Annotated in this window: 17 protein-coding genes; 3 read left to right on the top strand and 14 right to left on the bottom strand. The window is 61.4% G+C overall.

Going from position 1 to position 17,258, the window contains the following annotated elements; all coding sequences use genetic code 11:
* Positions 1 to 92: 92 nt before the first annotated feature.
* From nusB to J2T55_RS01445, 9 genes are all read right to left on the bottom strand, one after another.
* Complete coding sequence (gene nusB / locus J2T55_RS01485) at positions 93 to 545, bottom strand: transcription antitermination factor NusB (RefSeq protein ID WP_259053811.1); 453 nt, start codon at positions 543 to 545, stop codon at positions 93 to 95.
* Positions 542 to 1,039 (bottom strand): 6,7-dimethyl-8-ribityllumazine synthase, encoded by a 498-nt coding sequence (ribH, locus tag J2T55_RS01480; RefSeq protein ID WP_259053810.1) that lies wholly within the window; start codon positions 1,037 to 1,039, stop codon positions 542 to 544. Before ribH ends, nusB begins: the two co-directional genes overlap by 4 nt.
* The gene (gene ribBA / locus J2T55_RS01475) at positions 1,032 to 2,141 is read right to left on the bottom strand and encodes a bifunctional 3,4-dihydroxy-2-butanone-4-phosphate synthase/GTP cyclohydrolase II (protein WP_259053808.1); all 1,110 of its coding nucleotides are present in this window, start codon (positions 2,139 to 2,141) and stop codon (positions 1,032 to 1,034) included. Before ribBA ends, ribH begins: the two co-directional genes overlap by 8 nt.
* Positions 2,142 to 2,287: 146 nt before the next feature.
* Positions 2,288 to 2,881 carry a riboflavin synthase gene (locus J2T55_RS01470; protein ID WP_259053807.1) on the bottom strand — a complete coding sequence of 198 codons (594 nt, stop codon included), beginning with the start codon at positions 2,879 to 2,881 and terminating at the stop codon, positions 2,288 to 2,290.
* A 9-nt stretch (positions 2,882 to 2,890) separates the two neighbouring features.
* Positions 2,891 to 4,018, bottom strand: coding sequence for a bifunctional diaminohydroxyphosphoribosylaminopyrimidine deaminase/5-amino-6-(5-phosphoribosylamino)uracil reductase RibD (ribD, locus tag J2T55_RS01465; RefSeq protein ID WP_310521958.1), 1,128 nt, complete (start codon positions 4,016 to 4,018; stop codon positions 2,891 to 2,893).
* A 12-nt stretch (positions 4,019 to 4,030) separates the two neighbouring features.
* Positions 4,031 to 4,561 (bottom strand): transcriptional regulator NrdR, encoded by a 531-nt coding sequence (gene nrdR / locus J2T55_RS01460; protein WP_259053806.1) that lies wholly within the window; start codon positions 4,559 to 4,561, stop codon positions 4,031 to 4,033.
* A gap of 139 nt (positions 4,562 to 4,700) precedes the next feature.
* Positions 4,701 to 5,957 (bottom strand): serine hydroxymethyltransferase, encoded by a 1,257-nt coding sequence (glyA, locus tag J2T55_RS01455; RefSeq protein WP_259053805.1) that lies wholly within the window; start codon positions 5,955 to 5,957, stop codon positions 4,701 to 4,703.
* A gap of 258 nt (positions 5,958 to 6,215) precedes the next feature.
* Entirely contained in the window at positions 6,216 to 6,983 is a 768-nt protein-coding gene (locus J2T55_RS01450) for a slipin family protein (protein ID WP_259053804.1), read from the bottom strand.
* 1 nt (position 6,984) lies between these two features.
* Positions 6,985 to 8,403 (bottom strand): NfeD family protein, encoded by a 1,419-nt coding sequence (locus J2T55_RS01445; protein ID WP_259053803.1) that lies wholly within the window; start codon positions 8,401 to 8,403, stop codon positions 6,985 to 6,987.
* Between the two features lie 117 nt (positions 8,404 to 8,520).
* Here J2T55_RS01445 and J2T55_RS01440 point away from each other — a divergent pair, with 117 nt between their 5' ends.
* From J2T55_RS01440 to J2T55_RS01430, 3 genes are read left to right on the top strand one after another with little or no spacing between them, the layout of a single operon-like run.
* Positions 8,521 to 9,399 carry an ATP-binding protein gene (locus J2T55_RS01440; RefSeq protein WP_259053802.1) on the top strand — a complete coding sequence of 293 codons (879 nt, stop codon included), beginning with the start codon at positions 8,521 to 8,523 and terminating at the stop codon, positions 9,397 to 9,399.
* Positions 9,392 to 9,952: a hypoxanthine-guanine phosphoribosyltransferase gene (locus tag J2T55_RS01435; protein WP_259053801.1), complete on the top strand. Its 561-nt coding sequence runs from the start codon at positions 9,392 to 9,394 to the stop codon at positions 9,950 to 9,952. The genes J2T55_RS01440 and J2T55_RS01435 overlap by 8 nt, the downstream gene beginning before the upstream one ends.
* Positions 9,953 to 10,705 carry an S-methyl-5'-thioinosine phosphorylase gene (locus J2T55_RS01430; protein WP_259053799.1) on the top strand — a complete coding sequence of 251 codons (753 nt, stop codon included), beginning with the start codon at positions 9,953 to 9,955 and terminating at the stop codon, positions 10,703 to 10,705.
* A 194-nt stretch (positions 10,706 to 10,899) separates the two neighbouring features.
* Here the strand turns inward: J2T55_RS01430 and J2T55_RS01425 are convergent, their stop codons facing one another.
* Genes J2T55_RS01425 through J2T55_RS01405 form a run of 5 tightly spaced genes read right to left on the bottom strand, consistent with a single transcriptional unit; the run spans position 10,900 to position 17,123 of the window.
* Positions 10,900 to 11,460 (bottom strand): peptidoglycan binding protein CsiV, encoded by a 561-nt coding sequence (locus J2T55_RS01425; RefSeq protein ID WP_259053798.1) that lies wholly within the window; start codon positions 11,458 to 11,460, stop codon positions 10,900 to 10,902.
* Positions 11,461 to 14,937 carry a transcription-repair coupling factor gene (gene mfd / locus J2T55_RS01420; RefSeq protein WP_259053797.1) on the bottom strand — a complete coding sequence of 1,159 codons (3,477 nt, stop codon included), beginning with the start codon at positions 14,935 to 14,937 and terminating at the stop codon, positions 11,461 to 11,463.
* Complete coding sequence (gene pyrF, locus J2T55_RS01415; RefSeq protein WP_259053796.1) at positions 14,934 to 15,653, bottom strand: orotidine-5'-phosphate decarboxylase; 720 nt, start codon at positions 15,651 to 15,653, stop codon at positions 14,934 to 14,936. Before pyrF ends, mfd begins: the two co-directional genes overlap by 4 nt.
* The gene (gene lapB, locus J2T55_RS01410) at positions 15,646 to 16,833 is read right to left on the bottom strand and encodes a lipopolysaccharide assembly protein LapB (RefSeq protein WP_259053795.1); all 1,188 of its coding nucleotides are present in this window, start codon (positions 16,831 to 16,833) and stop codon (positions 15,646 to 15,648) included. Before lapB ends, pyrF begins: the two co-directional genes overlap by 8 nt.
* Entirely contained in the window at positions 16,830 to 17,123 is a 294-nt protein-coding gene (locus J2T55_RS01405; protein WP_259053794.1) for a LapA family protein, read from the bottom strand. Before J2T55_RS01405 ends, lapB begins: the two co-directional genes overlap by 4 nt.
* Positions 17,124 to 17,258 lie beyond the last annotated feature (135 nt).

Raw genomic sequence — 17,258 nt, 5'->3', positions numbered from 1 at the left:
AACTGGCTTTTAAGCTGACACGTTTAATAAACAGGATTATTTTGAAACCAAGATGACTTTTCTGTTGCGTTCATTAACGCTTTCTCACGTGCCTACTGTTTCACACCAAATTGTTCAAACCGGATACGTCGCGCTGCCTTGTCGAGCACACTGTTGATGTACTTGTGCGATTCCTCGGCACCAAACATCTTTGCCAGTTCGACGGCTTCATTGATGATCGCGCGCGGCGGCATATCGGTTTCATACAACAATTCGTACACGGCGATGTGCAATATTGCCTGTTCGACCGGATCGATTTCCTTTAATGGTCGATCCAGCAATGGTTCGATCTGTTCATCAAGTTCGCTGTGCTGCTCGCAAGCGCCCTTGACCAGCGTACGGAAGTAGTTCTTGTCGGCACGCTTGAGTGCCGGATCATCGACATAGCGGTTGAGTATTTCCGCCACCGACTTGGCGCTCAGACGGACCTCGTAAAGCGCCTGCAAGGCGGTGCGCCGGGCGCGTTCGCGGGCGCGACGTGAAAACGGAGCCGGTATCAGGCTCATCGGCGTACGTCGCGCTTAAGCGCGAGCATTTCCAGCGCCGCCTGCACGGCCTCGCAACCCTTGTTATCCTCATCGCCGGCTCGCGCCAGTGCCTGCGCCTCGGTATCGACGGTCAGCAGGCCAAACCCCAGCGGCAGACCGTGATCCAGGCTGACACGCATGAGTCCGGCGGAAGCCTGCGAGCAGACGTAATCAAAATGCGCGGTTTCACCACGGATCACTACACCCAGTGCGATCACGGCATCGCAGCACCCGGTCGTGGCCAGTTCGCTCGCCGCCAGTGGCAGTTCGAACGCCCCCGGTACGCGCAGGATGGTTATCCGGTCATTGCCGATGCCATGTTCGGCAAGGGTCTGCTCGGCACCCGCAACCAGGCGGTCCACCACAAAACTGTTGAAGCGGCTGGCGACTATACCAATGCGTGCGTCCTCGACGTTGAGATTGCCTGTCGCCGCAGCGCGGCCTTTTTGTTCGCTCATATTCTTTTCAGTCATGGATATACTCCACCACTTCCAGGTTGAAGCCGGAAATGGCATGGATTCGTTTCGGCGCACTCAGGACGCGCATCTTGCGCACACCAACATCGGCCAGTATCTGTGCACCGAGACCAATCGTGCGCAGGTCACGAATATTTGCACGTGGCACCGGCACCTGTTCGTCAGCATAGCTGGCCAGGCTCTCGACCTGGCGGATAATCTCGTTGTTCTGCACCTGGTTACAGAGAATGACGGCCACTCCCGCGTCGGCCTCACCAATACGCTTGAGCACATCGCGTAACGGCCAGCCAAACTGGTCACTGACCGCCGCGGTCAGATCGGCGACGGGGTTTTCGATATGCACCCGCACCAGTGTCGGTTTTTCCGGTTCGATATCGCCTTTCACCAGGGCCATGTGCAGATCCTTGTCGATACTGTCCTCATAGGTAATAAGCCGGAATTCACCGAACTCGGTCTGCAACGGCGTCTCGGCAACACGCATCACGGTTTTTTCATTACTGATTCGGTAGTGAATCAGATCCGCGATCGTGCCGAATTTCAAATCATGCTCGTGGGCAAAGGCCTCGAGATCGGGGCGCCGGGCCATGGTCCCGTCTTCATTCAGGATCTCAACGATCACGGCAGCCGGACGGTAACCCGCGAGCCGGGCCAGATCGCAACCGGCTTCGGTGTGACCGGCACGCGCCAATACGCCGCCCGGATGCGCCATGAGCGGAAACACGTGGCCCGGTTGCACCAGGTCGGATGGCCTGGCATCCAACGCCACCGCCCTCTGCACCGTAACCGCGCGGTCGGCCGCAGAAATGCCGGTGGTCACGCCATCAGCTGCCTCGATAGACACGGTAAAGTTGGTGCCGTGACTGGTCGGCGAATTACTCGCCATCAGCGGCAGCTTGAGCTGCTCGCAATGTTCCTTGGTCAGCGTCAGGCAGATCAGTCCGCGCCCGTAGCGCGCCATGAAATTGATATCCTCGGGGCGCACGCATTCTGCCGCCATGACCAGATCGCCCTCATTCTCACGATCCTCATCGTCCATGAGAATGACCATCTGGCCGGCGCGTAACGCCTCAATCAGTTCCTCGGGTCGGTTCAGAGACATAGCTGTTTTCTGCAATCACCCGCATCATGACAACCGGGCGTGTTCGAATGGGACCGGCCAGGCGCCGGCGTAAACGCGTGATTATACCCGCTCAGCGGGATTCAGTAATCATCAAACCCGCCTAGCCACTGCGCATGGCCCGTCAGCTAGCGTTCGCCGAGCAGCCGCTCCAGGTAACGAGCGATCATGTCAGCTTCGAGATTGACACTGGCGCCGCGCTCCAGCGCCCCCAGTGTTGTCACCGCCTGTGTGTGCTGGATCAGATTGACGCTGAATTCAGCGCCGCTCACGGTATTGACCGTCAGGCTGACGCCATCGACGCAGATCGAGCCCTTGACCGCGATATAGCGGGCCAACGCACGTGGCGCCTGGATCTGCAGCTGCAGGGATTCGCCGACCGGGTCGCGACTCACCACCGTGCCGACACCGTCGACGTGACCGCTGACCAGATGGCCGCCGAGGCGCTCGCCAAGCTGCAGCGCCCGCTCGAGATTCACGCGGCTGTCGCGGTGCAAATCGCGCAGGGTCGTGCAGCGCAACGTCTCGGCGGAAACATCGACCACGACGCTGCGATCGTGCTTTTCGACCAGCGACAGGCACACGCCGCTGACGGCCAGACTATCACCCAGCGCCATATCCGCCAGTTCCAGGTCGGCGGTATCGATAATCAGCCGTGCGTCCTCGGCCCGGCTGTCCAGCTCGATGATACGACCTATGCTTTCAACAATTCCGGTAAACATCGTGGTGCCTCAGTCCGCGTTGCCGGCAGCTGTCACGCAGGGACAATAGGTCAGGCGCAAATCCTGACCGACGCGGCGACTGTCGATCATTTTCAGGTTCAGACGTTGCTGCATCTGCTCGATACCGGCCAGCTGCAGGGCGGCACGCGCGTCCGGCCCCAGCAACAGGGGTGCCATGTAGACCACCAGTTCATCGGTCAGTCCCGCCTGCAGCAGGCTGCCATTCAGCATCGCACCGGCCTCGACCATGACTTCGTTGATGCCACGCTCATGGGCCAGCCAGTGTAGCGCGGTGTGCAGGCGCTCGGTACGATCCGTTGCCTGAAGACGCACGACCTCGGCACCCGCTTGTTCCAGTTGCGCCTGCTTGCTGGCATCCGCGGCCGCCGTGGTGAATACCAGGGTCTGACCGGGCTGGTGCAGCAGCGCCGCGGTCGGCGCCAGTCGCAGCTGGCTGTCGAGTATGACGCGCAGTGGCTGGCGTGCGGCCAGCGCGCCGTTCGGCCGTGCCGTCAGTTGCGGATCGTCGGCCAGTACCGTGCCGCTGCCGGTCAGGATCGCGCAGCTCTGTGCCCGCAGGCGATGGACATCCTGGCGCGCGGCGCCACTGGTGATCCAGCGGCTCTCGCCACTGGCCAGTGCGGTACGGCCGTCCAGGCTCATGGCCAGCTTGGCGGTCACGAACGGCAAGCCCTCGCGCATGCGCTTGAAAAAGCCGCGGTTGAGCTGCTCTGCCGGACCGTCCAGCAGACCGCAGGCGGTCGCAATGCCGGCGGCCTCAAGCTGCTGCAGACCGCGGCCGCTGACGGCCGGATTGGGATCGCCGACGGCGGCAACAACGCGCCCTACCCGGGCGTCGACCAGCGCCTGGCTGCACGGCGGCGTGCGGCCCGTGTGCGAACACGGCTCCAGGCTGACGTAAACCGTAGCGCCGGCCGGCTGCTCGCGGCAGGCGCCCAGGGCATTGATCTCGGCGTGGGGGCCACCAGCGTGTTCGTGCCAGCCCTCAGCGATGATCCGATCCTCACGCACAATGACACAGCCGACGCGCGGATTTGGCGTCGTCGTGTACAGGCCACGCCGCGCCAGTTGCAGCGCCCGCGCCATGTAACGGTGATCCGGGGCGGAAAACTCCACAGGCAAGCCGGTTTACTGCTCGTTGCCGCCGTCGTTACCACTGCCGTCGGGCGGTAACAGCTTTAACTGGTTCTCCTGGAACTCGGGTGGCAGCTCGTTTTCCAGACGTTCGATCTCCTCCAGGAAAGCGCGCACATCTTCGAAGGAACGGTACACGGAAGCAAAGCGCACGTAGGCGACCTGATCCAGGGCACGCAACTCATCCATGACCCATTCACCGAGCTTCAGCGATGGAATTTCGCGATCGCCATACGACTGCAGTTGCTGCTTGATATGCGACACGGCGACCTCGACCTTGTCCATCTCGACCGGCCGTTTTTCCAGTGCCTTGAGAATACCGCCACGCAGCTTGTCTTCCTTGAACGGCTCGCGCCGATCATCGGATTTGATGATGCGCGGCATATTCAGCTCGGCCGTCTCATAGGTCGTAAACCGGGCCTGACAGTCGTTACACGAACGCCGTCGCCGGATCTGTTCACCCTCGCCCACCAGGCGAGAATCAATAACCCGTGTATCCAGACTGGCGCAAAACGGACAGCGCATGATCCGCCCCGCTAGGAAGACACCGGTAACAGCCGGTGGTCACCACGACCACCGGCCTGTTCGACGGCGATTAATGAAGGGACCTGACGTTGCAGGCCCGGTTGTAACCGTTCACCCCCGACAGTCAGTTGCCTGACGCTTACTTGGGATAGACCGGGAAACGGCCGCACAGCTCAAGCACCTCGCCCTTGACGCGCTTGATGGTGGCCTCGTCCTCGATATTATCGATGATCTGGCATATCCAGTCGGCGATCTGCTTGCACTCGGCTTCCTTGAAACCACGGGTGGTTACGGCCGGGGTACCGATACGAATGCCGCTGGTGACGAACGGGGACTGCGGATCATTCGGCACGGCATTCTTGTTCACGGTAATGTTGGCCTGGCCCAGTGCGGCGTCGAGCGCCTTGCCGGTAATGCCCTTGTCGACCAGATCAACCAGGAACAGATGATCGTCGGTACCACCGGAGACGATCTTCACACCCTTGTCGATGAAGGCCTGCGCCATGACCTTGGCGTTTTTCACGACCTGCTCCTGATAGGCCTTGAAGTCCGGTTCCATGGCTTCCTTGAAGGCGACCGCCTTGGCGGCGATAACGTGCATCAACGGACCACCCTGGTAGCCCGGGAACACCATCGAGTTGATCTTCTTCTCAATCTCGTCGTTCTGTTTGCCGAAGATGATGCCGGAGCGCGGTCCACGCAGGGTCTTGTGCGTGGTCGTCGTGCAGATGTCGGCGTACGGCACCGGGCTGGGATAGACACCCGCGGCAACCAGACCGGCGACGTGGGCGATGTCGGCCAACATGTAGGCGCCGACCTTGTCGGCGATCTCGCGGAAACGCTTCCAGTCGAGGATGCGGGAATAGGCCGAGAAACCGGTAATGAGCATCTTCGGCTTGTGCTCCAGCGCCAGCTGTTCAACCTGATCGTAGTCGATCTCGGCAGTATCCGGCTTGATGCCATAAAGCACCGAGTTGTAAGTCTTGCCGGAGACATTAACCTTGGCACCATGCGTCAGGTGTCCACCGTCAGACAGACTCAGACCCATGATGGTGTCGTGCGGCTGGAGCAAGGCATTGTAAACAGCGCCGTTGGCCTGCGAACCGGAATGCGGCTGGACATTGGCCCAGTCGGCATTGAACAGTTTCTTGGCACGGTCGATGGCCAGCTGTTCAACGACATCGACATATTCGCAGCCACCATAGTAACGCTTGCCCGGATAACCCTCGGCGTACTTGTTGGTCAGCACAGATCCCTGCGCTTCCAGGACCCGCGGGCTGGTATTATTTTCCGACGCGATCAGCTCGATGTGCTCTTCCTGGCGCGTAGCCTCATTTTCCATCGCCTGCCAGAGCTCGTCGTCATAGCCTTTGATCGTCATGTTATTGGTAAACATCTCAATCCTCTCTCGTCATTCTTGATGTTGTAGCGCTTAATCGCGTTCTACCGGGTTCGGGAAACGGTATCCGGGCTGCCAGGCAACTCTCTATTCAGGCACGAACACCCGCCAAAGCGCATCAGATTAGCAAAAACCGGAGACGCTTGCATGCCCGGGGATACACGGTCCCGGTTCGACCGGCACAAGCCGGCCGCGGTTTCCCCGCCGCCCCGCGGTATCCCATCCACGCTCTTACGTTATTGTTTTACATGGAAATTACAGGCCCTGCTGCGGATTCTTCTGTGCGCCCATGTTCAGCAATGGCTTGAGCATGTCCAGGGGCAGCGGGAAGGCGATAACCGAACTCTTGTCACCGGCAATCTGCGCCAGCGTCTGCATGTAGCGCAGTTGCATCGCCTGCGGATTGCGGCCCAGCACCTCGGCTGCCTGGGTCAGCTTCTCCGACGCCTGCAGTTCACCCTCGGCATTGATAACCCGCGCCCGACGTTCACGCTCGGCCTCGGCCTGGCGGGCGATCGCCCGGATCATGCTCTCGTCGATGTCAACATGCTTGATCTCCACGTTCGACACCTTGATACCCCAGCTGTCGGTCTGCTCGTCGAGAATCCCCTGGATGTCGGTATTGAGCTTGTCACGCTCCGACAGCATCTCGTCGAGTTCGTGCTTACCGAGCACTGAACGCAGCGTGGTCTGGGCCAGCTGGCTGGTGGCCATGTGGTAATTCTCGATCTGGATGATCGCCCGCTCCGGATCGATAACCCGGAAATACAGCACCGCATTTACTTTCACCGAGACATTATCCTGCGAAATCACGTCCTGGCTCGGCACGTCCATGGTGATGATGCGCAGGTCCACCTTTTCCAGTTGCTGGATCAACGGAAAGACAAACGTTAGGCCCGGGCCTTTTACGGCGGTGTAACGCCCCAGTGTAAAAATAACCCCGCGTTCGTATTCGCGCAGGACATAAAAGGCCGACCAGATAAACAGTAACAGGGCAATAACAACAAACATGGTTACAGACATATCAGCTCTCCTCGCTCTTGTAAGGCTCGACTTCGAGTATCAATCCCCGGCGGCTGACTACACGCACACTGTCACCGGCACGTAATGATTCATGACTATGACACTGCCAGGTTTCGCCATGCACGAACACCCGGCCCTGACCCTGGCAGTCTTCAAGCATCCGACCGCTACTGCCGATCATCTCCTCGCTGCCGCTGACCACGCGGCGCCGGTGCGAACGAATCAGAAGCCCCATGGCCGCCATGACGAGCAGACCGGACAGCACTGCGGCGGTGCCGATCATCCACAGCGACAGTTCATAACCTGGTGCATCGGCATCGAACAGGATAACCGAGCCGATGACGAACGCGATCAGACCGCCGATACCAAGCGCGCCGAAGCTGGGTACGAACATCTCACCCGCCATGAATGCGAGACCGACAAGTATCAGTGCCATGCCGGCATAATTGACCGGTAACACCTGCACCGCGTACAGCGCCAGAATCAGGCAAATGGCGCCGACCACACCCGGCAGTATGTAACCGGGATTGGCCAGTTCGAAAATCAGGCCGTAGAAACCGAGCAGCATGAGCAGGTAGACGATGTTCGGATTGGTAATGATAGCCAGCAGTTCGGTGCGCCAGTCCGGGTCAAAGCTTTCCACGGCGAGACCGGCGGTATCCAGCGTCACGTTCCTGTCACCCAACATGACGCTGCGGCCATCGATCTGCGTCAGCAGCTCGGCCGTGCTGCCCACGACCAAATCGATCACATTCTGTGCCTCAGCCTCACTGGCGGACAGGCTGGCGGCCTCGCGCACCGCCTGCTCGGCCCAGTCGGCATTGCGCTCGCGCAGTTCGGCCAGGCTGCGAATGTAGGCAATCGCATCATTGACCATCTTGCGCGACATGGCGTCGCCTCCGGTCTCGTCATCGCCATTGTCATCCGCCGACTTGGCATCGCCGGGCTGGCGCTCGCCGCCATTCGGTTCCGGCTGACCCGGCATGCCACCGCCCAACTGCACGGGTGTCGCCGCACCAAGATTGGTCCCCGGCGTCATTGCCGCGATGTGCGAGGCATATAGCATGTAGGTGCCGGCACTGGCGGCGCGGGCACCGGCCGGATGGACGTAGGTGGCCACGGGGATCGGCGAATCGATAACGGCCTGGTTGATCTGGCGCATGCTGGCATCCAGGCCGCCCGGCGTATCCAGTTTTATGACGACGAGTTCAGCCTGCCGCTGCCGCGCCTTGTCCAGGCCACGCAGAATATAGTCACTGATGGCCGGACCAATGGCATCGGCAACGGTCAGTTCCAGTGCGATCGGCTGGCGTTGTTCCGTTGCCTCATCGGCCATGCCAACCGATAGCAGCAACGCGGGTAGTAATGCTGCCACGTATAGCAGCCGCCTGAGCCAGCGCCGGGTGGTAACGAGTCTCATGATAGGCACAGTGTAACGCCTGTCACGCCGAAAAGCGCGTTCGATCCGGGGACGTGCTATTCCTGTCCGGGACAAAATTCGTTAGAGTTCTGCGCTGCCCAAGCAAAGCAATCAGACATGTCAGAACAGGACCGTTTTTTTAACCGCGCCAATGCGTTGCTCGACCGCGTCGAGGCGTTGTTCCCCGAAGTGCAGGCGCCGGCCCCGCCGACAGACAGCCCGGCTTACCGCTGGCTACAGCGCGGCTATCGCGGCCAGTTACAGGCTATAGAGCATATCAGCCGGGTTCAACTCGACGATCTGCTCTGCGTCGATGCACAAAAGGAAAAACTGGTCCGCAACACGCGCCAGTTCCTCGCCGGACTGCCGGCGAACAACGCCCTGTTATGGGGGCCGCGCGGCACCGGCAAATCGTCGCTGCTGAAGGCACTACTGAACGATTTCAGTGACCGGGGCCTGCGCCTTATCGAAGTGGAAAAAGGCCTGCTCAAGGACTTGCCGGAGATTGCCGGCGCGTTGCCGGACAGAGACCACCGCTACATCATCTACTGTGATGACCTGTCGTTTGAATCCGGCGATCCGGGCTACAAGGCACTGAAGGTCATGCTCGACGGTAGCCTCAGCCGCATGCCCGATAACCTGCTGATATATGCCACCTCGAACCGACGCCATCTGTTGCCGGAATACCAGAGCGACAACCAGGCCAGTCAGATCATCGATGGTGAACTGCATCACAGCGAAGCCGTGGAAGAAAAGATATCGCTGTCCGAGCGCTTCGGACTGTGGCTGGCTTTTCACCCATTTTCCCAGGATGATTACCTGACCATTGTGCAATACTGGCTCAATCAGCAGGGTATTGCTGAATTTGACGATGAAATACGCCAACAGGCGCTGCGCTGGGCACTGGAACATGGCTCGCGCAGTGGCCGCGTTGCTTCCCAGTTCGCCCGCGACTACGCCGGCAGGAACCAACTTGATGATCGCGAGCATGACTGAAAACAAAGTAACTCTGACAGAAATCGAACAGGTCCGTGCTGAAGCCGAACGTCTGTTCACGACAGAACAGGTCAATGCGTCCTACGACAGCATGGCGGTAGCCATCGCCAGCCGCCTGCGGGATAGCAATCCGCTGCTGTTGAGCGTGCTGATCGGTGGCATCATGCCCACCGCTGCAATCATGGCGCGACTTGATTTCCCGCTGCAGGTCGATTACCTGCACGCGACCCGCTACCGTGAAAAAACGCACGGTGGCGCGTTAGAATGGCTGAAACCGCCTACTGATATTCAGGGTCGCAGTATCCTGGTGATTGACGACATACTCGATGAAGGTCACACCCTGCGCGAGATCGTCAGTGCCTGTCATGATGCCGGCGCCGCGGAAGTACTGACCGCCGTATTGGTCGACAAGCAGGTCCGCCGCGATAGCGGCCTGGCACAGGCGGATTTCACCGGCCTGACCATCCCCAACCGTTACGTCTTCGGCTGTGGCATGGATTACAAGGGCTATATGAGAAACCTGCCGGAAATTTATGCCGTAAAGGGAATGTAGATGACACAACTCGCCATCATCGGGGGTTCCGGGCTAACCGCATTGCCGGGGCTGACCATCACGGGACAGCAGGTTTTCAAGACACCCTACGGCGAACCGTCGGGATTCCTGACTTTCGGCACCTACGCCGGACACGAACTGCTGTTTCTGCCGCGCCACGGCAATCCGCATACGATCCCGCCCCACAAGGTCAACTACCGCGCCAACATCTGGGCGCTACAGGCCAACAACATCACCGACATCATTGCCGTCAACGCGGTTGGCGGCGTTACGGATGAGATGTATCCGGGCCGACTGGTAATTCCGGATCAGATCATCGACTACACCTGGGGCCGTGGCCACACCTTCTTCGAGGACGGGCTCGCGCACGTCACGCACATAGACTTTACCCAGCCCTACAGCGAACCGCTACGGCGCCTGCTGATCCAGGCCGGCGACCAGGCCGAACTGCCGATCTATGCCGCCGGTACCTACGGCGCCACCCAGGGTCCACGGCTGGAATCCACCGCCGAGATCGACCGGCTCATGCGCGATGGCTGCGATCTGGTCGGCATGACCGGCATGCCGGAAGCGGCGCTGGCCCGGGAGATGGATATCAATTACGCCAGCGTCTGTGTGGTCGCCAACTGGGGCGCCGGCCGCGGCAGCGAGGCGATTACCATGGAGTCCATCCGTCTGACACTGGATTCCGGCATGCAGAACGTCGTGCAGCTGCTGGAAGCGGCCATTCCCTTGCTGGAACACGACAATTGATTGGTGATTAAAAAAGCGTGACCGCCACCGTTCCAGCGTCAAGGAAATAATTCAATACCGATAACCAGTTAACCACCCAACCTGCAGGAGCCGACTTCAGTCGGCGAAACATGGTCTGAAGAATTCGCGGATTTCAATCCGATTTCACAGCAGCCGGACCTGCTAATCACTAATGACCTATCACCAGTCACCAATTACCCCCCGGCCCGCGTCACCCGCACGATCGCGCCGAACACCGGGTTATCGAAGTAATGCAGTTCCTTGAGCTTCAGGCGGCGCCGTTCCTTGATGCGGGCGTAACGTCCGTCGCGATCGCCGAACGGGTAGATCAGGTCCAGATCAACGTATAGAAAACGCGACTGCTCCAGCTTCAATTGCCCCTCGACCTGGCCGCCGTCGCTTTCCAGATAAACGGCCCGGGCGCGCGACGCCGGCAGACCATCCTGTATCCAGGCCGCATGCAGCAGCGGCCGGTAGGCCTGTGCCGAACGCAAGGTCCGATAGACACCGGACATCCGGTAACTACCTGACGAAAGCGGGTTGAAACGGCTGTCACTGTCGCCGGCGAAGATACGCTGGGCATTGTCCCAGCGCGGGCGTTCATCCTCCGGCGGCCAGCTTTCACTGGAATTCATGTTCAAGTGCTCGAAGACAATGACTTCCACGTGATAGCGATAGTCGGCAGCCGTCAGCGGCTGATGAAACAGGGCCAGCGCCAGCAGCGTCAGCAGGGGTAGTAATCGTTGGCGGCACATTCAGGCAGCATCCCGGGTTGCGAGTTCGTCGAGTAAATCATGCAATACTTTGAAGCGCGTATCGACCTCTGAAGTGTCGGCCATGATGCGCAGCTTGTCGGGGCCATCGAAGCGATACATCTGTGGCTGCTGCTTCAGCAGCTGGACCAGGCGTTGCGGGTCGACTACGGCATTGTCCTGATCGAACTGGATACGGCCGCCCTGGGCGCCAATATCGATCTTGCGCACGCCCAGCGATTTCGCCTTCAGCTTCAGCTGGGTCTGGCGGAACAGGTTGGCCGCCGGCTCCGGTAATGGACCGAAACGATCGACAACCTCCTCCCTGAGATCATTGAGTTCCTCGATATCCGCTGCCGAGGCGATGCGCTTGTACAGGATCAGGCGGGCATGGACGTCGGGCAGATAGTCTTCCGGCAGCAACGCCGGCAGGGTCAGGTTGATCTCCGTGCCGGTGTCCAGCGGCCGATCCAGTTGCGGCTGCTTGCCGGCCTTGAGTGCCTCGACGGCACGTTCCAGCATGTCCATGTACAGACCAAAACCGATCTCGTGCATCTGGCCGCTCTGGTCCTCGCCGAGAATTTCGCCGGCACCGCGGATCTCCAGGTCGTGCGTCGCCAGGGTGAAACCGATACCGAGCTCTTCCAGTGATTCGATCGCTTCCAGCCGCTTGACCGCGTCGGCACTCATCGCCTTGCGCGAGGGCACAATCATGTAGGCGTAGGCACGGTGATGCGAACGGCCGACGCGGCCGCGCAGCTGGTACAGCTGCGCCAGGCCAAAGCGATCGGCACGGTTGATGATGATGGTATTGGCGCTCGGCACGTCGATGCCGGTTTCGATAATGGTCGTGCACACCAGCACGTTGAAGCGCCGGTGGTAGAAATCCAGCATCACCTGTTCGAGCTGTTTTTCCGGCATCTGACCGTGTGCCACCTGTACGCGTGCCTCCGGCATGAGCGCCTCGATCTGCTCGGCGGTCTTCTCGATCGTCTCGACCTTGTTGTGCAGAAAGTAGACCTGGCCGCCGCGTTTGATCTCGCGCAGCAGGGCCTCGCGCATCAGGCCATCGTCCCATTCGCGCACGAAGGTCTTCACCGCCAGGCGCTTCTGCGGTGGCGTGGCAATGATTGACAGGTCGCGCAGCTCCGACAGTGCCAGGTTGAGCGTGCGCGGGATCGGCGTCGCTGTCAGCGTGAGAATATCAACGTCGCTGCGCAAGGCCTTGATCTTTTCCTTCTGGCGCACGCCGAAGCGGTGTTCCTCGTCGATGATCACCAGACCCAGCCGCTTGTACTGCACGTTCGACTGCAGCAACTTGTGCGTGCCGATGACGATGTCGACCTGGCCGTCCTTCAGCCCCTTGAGCGCGGCCGTGTGTTCTTTGGCACTGCGAAACCGCGACAATAGTTCGACCTTCACCGGCCAGTCGGCGAAGCGATCGCGGAACGTCTGGTAATGCTGCTGGGCGAGCAGTGTCGTCGGCACCAGTATCGCGACCTGGTAGCCGTTCTGTACCGCGATAAACGCTGCGCGCAGCGCCACCTCGGTCTTGCCGAAACCGGCGTCGCCGCAGATCAGCCGGTCCATGGGCTTGGCGCTCTTCATGTCGCCGAGCACCGCATCGATCGCTTCCTGCTGACCGGCGGTTTCCTCGAACGGAAAGCCCTGCACGAACGCCTGGTAGGCGTCGTCATCGATCGCCTGGCTGACGCCCTCGCGGGCGGCACGCCGGGCATAGAGATCGAGCAGTTCGGCAGCCACGTCGTGCACGCGCTTGGCGGCCTTGCGGCGTGCCTTCTCCCACTGGCCGCTGCCGAGCTTGTGCAGCGGTGCGTGTTCGGGATCGGTGCCGGTATAACGGCTGATCTGATCGAGGTTGGTCACCGGCACGTACAGCTTGTCGCCCTCGGCGTAGCTGAGCGTGATGAACTCGGACTCGATGGCGTTAACGGTCAGCCGCTCGAGACCGACGTAACGGCCGACACCGTGCTCTTCATGCACGACGGCCGCGCCCTCGGTGAGCTCGGTCAGATTGCGGATGATGGCGTCCGGGTCGCGCTTGCCGCGGCGACGCAGGCGTCGCTGCTGGGCACGCTCGCCGAACAGCTGCGACTCGGCGATGACGGCGATGCGCGGATCGTCCAGCTGTGCGCCCTGCTCCAGCGGCGCGACGGTCAACGCCAGCCGCGCGTCAGCGTGCAGGAACGCCGGCCAGTCATCCACCAGGGCCGGTTTCAGTCTGTGCTGCTGCAGCAGTTCCAGCAGCGTCTCGCGCCGGCCGCCGGATTCGGCGACCAGCAGCAGACGGCCGTCGAATTCGTCGATAAAGCGGCGCAGCAGTGCCAGCGGGTCGCTGGCACGGGCGTCGATCGGCATCTTGGCCGGTAGCGTGGCGGCAAACGCCTGCGCCGCGTCCGGCCCGCCGACGGTATGGATGCGGATGCGGCTGTGCAGGCCGGCGCGTTCCTCGAGCTGCGCCGGGCTGATGAACATCGTCTCCGGCGGCAACAGCGGCCGCTCGACGTCGTGACGGCCGGACTCATAGCGCGATTCGATGTCGTCCCAGAAGCCGCTGGCCGCCTCGCCGACATCATCGACCTCCACCAATACGGCGCTGTCGCTCATGTAGTCGAACAGCGACTGCGTCTCCTCGTAGAACAGCGGCAGGTAGTACTCGATGCCGGCCGGCGCCAGTCCCTGGCTGACATCGCGGTAGATCGGGCAATTGCTCGGGTTGCCGGCAAACCGCGCGCGCCAGTTGGCGCGGAAGCGGGCGATGGCGTCATCAACCAGCGGCACCTCGCGTGCCGGCAGCACGCGTACCTCATTGACGGTCTCCTGTGAGCGCTGGCTTTCCGGATCGAACACGCGGATGGTATCGATCTGGTCGTCGAACAGGTCGATGCGCAGGGGCTCACGCGTGCCCATCGGGTATAGGTCGATGATCGAGCCGCGCACTGCCAGGTCGCCATGTTCCATGACCTGCGACACCACCCGGTAGCCGCTGTCGACCAGGCGCCGGCGGAAGGCGTCGATGTCCAGCTGCTGGCCGACCTGCAGGTCGAGACTGTGGGCCAGCAGGTACTCGCGCGGCGGCAGCCGGTGCATGACGGTGTTGACCGGTGCCACCAGAATGCCGCGTTCGATGTCCGGCAGGCGCACCAGCGTCGCCAGGCGCTCGGAGATGATGTCCTGGTAAGGCGAGAAAATGTCGTACGGCAGCGTTTCCCAGTCGGGAAAGAACAGCACCGGCCAGTCGCCGGCCGCGCCCTGGTAGAAACGCAGCTCGTCGGCCAGTCGCTGGGCACTGAGGCTGTCCGGCGTCAGCACCAGCAGCGGGCGCTCGGCCTGCGCGGCCAGCTGCACCAGTGCCAGCGCACGGCTGCTGCCGGCGAGCCGGCTCCAGTCACTGCTGCTGCCTATGGCGGGAACGGCGGGCGGGTTAAGTGGACTGCAACGCGCGGACTTCTGACTCACACAGCTTCCTCGACAGCGGTTTCGATTTCATGTTCGATGGCACCCAGAACGGCGAGCGGATCCGCCGCGCGGGTGATCGGCCGGCCGATCACCATGTAATCGACGCCGGCTCGGACGGCGTCGGCCGGTGTCATGATACGCCGCTGATCGTCGGCATCGCTGCCGGCCGGCCGGATGCCGGGCGTCACCAGCCGGAATGCCGGGTCGAAGCGACCGCGCAGCGATGCCGCCTCGCGCGCCGAACAAACGACACCGTCGAGGCCGCAATCGCGGCTGAGATCGGCCAGCGCGGTAACCTGGCCGTCGATGTCGCGCTGGTAGCCGAGCTCGGCGAATTCCTCCACCGACAGGCTGGTCAGTACCGTCACGGCGGTCAGCAACGGCCGCCGGTCGGCGCCCCGGACGGCCTCGGCGGCGACCTCGAGCATGCGGCGGCCACCGCTGGCGTGGACGTTGACCATCCACACACCCAGGCCAGCAGCGGCCCGGCAGGCGGCCGCAACCGTCGCCGGGATATCATGGTATTTCAGATCGAGAAATACGCCGAAACCGCGTTCAACCAACTCACCCACCAGCGCCGGACCGCTGGCGGTGAACAGCTCCTTGCCGACCTTGAGCCGGCAGCGCGCCGGGTCCAGCTGTGCGGCCAGCTGCCGCGCCGGTTCGGCGTCGGCGTAATCGAGCGCGACGATGATGCGTGGTTCGGTTTTACTCACCCTCGACCCCGTGAATCGGCTTGATCGTGTTCCACTGCTTGCAGCTCGGGCATTGCCAGTGCAGCGACTTGCCGACAAAGCCGCAGTGGTAGCACTTGTAGACGGGCCGGTTCTCAAGCAGTTTCGCGGTCAGTTCGCGAATCGTGATAAGGCTCTCACGGGTGCGGCCCTCGGCCTGTTCCAGGGCATAGGCGATGAGCCGCTCGAGGCCGCGCACCGACGGCCGCTTGCGCAATTCACTGGTAATGAATTCCGCCGCGGCTTCCTCACCCTCGCGCTGGGCGATGAGATCGGTCAGCGTCAGCATGGTGGTGATACCGCCGTCGCGGTCCAGCACGTCGCGCAGATAGGCGGTGCATTCGTCCAGCTTGTCGAGCTGGCGGTAACAGTCGAGCAGCAGCGGGATCACTTCCGGCATGTACTCGGGATCCTGCTTCTCGATGCGTTTGTAGGCACGCAGGGCGTGACGCAGCTTGCCGGACAGCTGCGCCAGCTCGGCCTCGAGAAAGCTGGCCCGGGCGCAGTTCGGGTCGATCGCCAATGCCCGGCGAATATTGTCGCGCGCCGGCCGATGCTGGCCCTGGTCGCGCAGTTCCTCGGCCTTCTCGCAATAGTACTGCGCCACTACCGGGTCAAGGCGCTCGCCCGAGGTCGTCTCCAGCCGCCGCGCGGTAGTGATGCATTTGTCCCACTCCTTTTCCTGCTGGTAGATGTCCAGCAATTCGCGGAAGGCCTGCACCGAGTAACTGCCGGTTTCGACCAGCTCCTCGAACAGGCTCTCGGCGCGGTCCAGCAGGCCGGAGCGCATGTAGTCCATGCCCAGCTCCAGCAGCGCCAGGGCACGCTGCTCCCTGTCCAGGGTCGGCCGCGCAATCAGGTTCTGGTGGATGCGGATGGCGCGATCGACCTCGCCACGGCGGCGGAACAGGTTGCCCAGCGCCAGGTGCGTCTCGACCGTTTCGCTGTCGACCTCGAGCATCTTGATGAAGACCTCGATGGCCTTGTCCGGCTGTTCGTTCAGGACATAGTTCAGGCCCTTGAAATACTCCGGGTGAATGCCCCGGCCGTGTTTGCCTTCACCGCGCTGGTAATGACGGCGCGCCACCCACCAGCCGGACCAGGCGGCGACCGGCAGTAGAGCGAGCAGGAAGTACTGGATCAGGGTGTGATCGGTTATCAATGCGAATCCTTGACCGGTATGACCCGCAAGTTATTGATCTCGCGCGCCGCCAGCGATGCCTGCTTCGACAGTTTCATGTTTTCACGCTTGAGCGTCAGCACCAGTGGCATGCAGGCAAGCACGCCGAGGACGGCACCGAGCGCCAATGCCAGCACCATGAAAAAGGAAAACGGCAGATCGAAACTGCCAAGGTAATAATTGAAATTGACGAACTGATCGTTTCGCAAATGAAACGCCAGACCGATGAGAAACACCACCAGCACAAGACTCAGTTTCAAAAGACGCGACATGGGACCTCCTTCAATAAGGTTGAAACAAGGGCCAGCGCACCCTCATTCAACGACCGGCGTCGACACACCCGACAACGGGCGGCGCGCCCGGCTATATGGGCTACAGATAGGACCAACCTTACGCAGAGGCTTGCG

It is taken from the genome of Methylohalomonas lacus (genome assembly GCF_024808875.1).
GTDB lineage: Bacteria > Pseudomonadota > Gammaproteobacteria > Methylohalomonadales > Methylohalomonadaceae > Methylohalomonas > Methylohalomonas lacus.
This window is presented reverse-complemented; position numbering and strand designations above follow the sequence as displayed.

Bases quoted from the DNA above. Each gene is read 5' to 3' on its own strand.
- ribH (WP_259053810.1), bottom strand. From the start codon at position 1,039: ATGACTGAAAAGAATATGAGCGAACAAAAAGGCCGCGCTGCGGCGACA.
- glyA (WP_259053805.1), bottom strand. From the start codon at position 5,957: ATGTTTACCAATAACATGACGATCAAAGGCTATGACGACGAGCTCTGG.
- J2T55_RS01440 (WP_259053802.1), top strand. From the start codon at position 8,521: ATGTCAGAACAGGACCGTTTTTTTAACCGCGCCAATGCGTTGCTCGAC.
- ribBA (WP_259053808.1), bottom strand. From the start codon at position 2,141: ATGTCTCTGAACCGACCCGAGGAACTGATTGAGGCGTTACGCGCCGGC.
- J2T55_RS01470 (WP_259053807.1), bottom strand. From the start codon at position 2,881: ATGTTTACCGGAATTGTTGAAAGCATAGGTCGTATCATCGAGCTGGAC.
- J2T55_RS01430 (WP_259053799.1), top strand. From the start codon at position 9,953: ATGACACAACTCGCCATCATCGGGGGTTCCGGGCTAACCGCATTGCCG.
- J2T55_RS01405 (WP_259053794.1), bottom strand. From the start codon at position 17,123: ATGTCGCGTCTTTTGAAACTGAGTCTTGTGCTGGTGGTGTTTCTCATC.
- J2T55_RS01445 (WP_259053803.1), bottom strand. From the start codon at position 8,403: ATGAGACTCGTTACCACCCGGCGCTGGCTCAGGCGGCTGCTATACGTG.
- J2T55_RS01450 (WP_259053804.1), bottom strand. From the start codon at position 6,983: ATGTCTGTAACCATGTTTGTTGTTATTGCCCTGTTACTGTTTATCTGG.
- nrdR (WP_259053806.1), bottom strand. From the start codon at position 4,561: ATGCGCTGTCCGTTTTGCGCCAGTCTGGATACACGGGTTATTGATTCT.
- J2T55_RS01435 (WP_259053801.1), top strand. From the start codon at position 9,392: ATGACTGAAAACAAAGTAACTCTGACAGAAATCGAACAGGTCCGTGCT.
- J2T55_RS01425 (WP_259053798.1), bottom strand. From the start codon at position 11,460: ATGTGCCGCCAACGATTACTACCCCTGCTGACGCTGCTGGCGCTGGCC.
- nusB (WP_259053811.1), bottom strand. From the start codon at position 545: ATGAGCCTGATACCGGCTCCGTTTTCACGTCGCGCCCGCGAACGCGCC.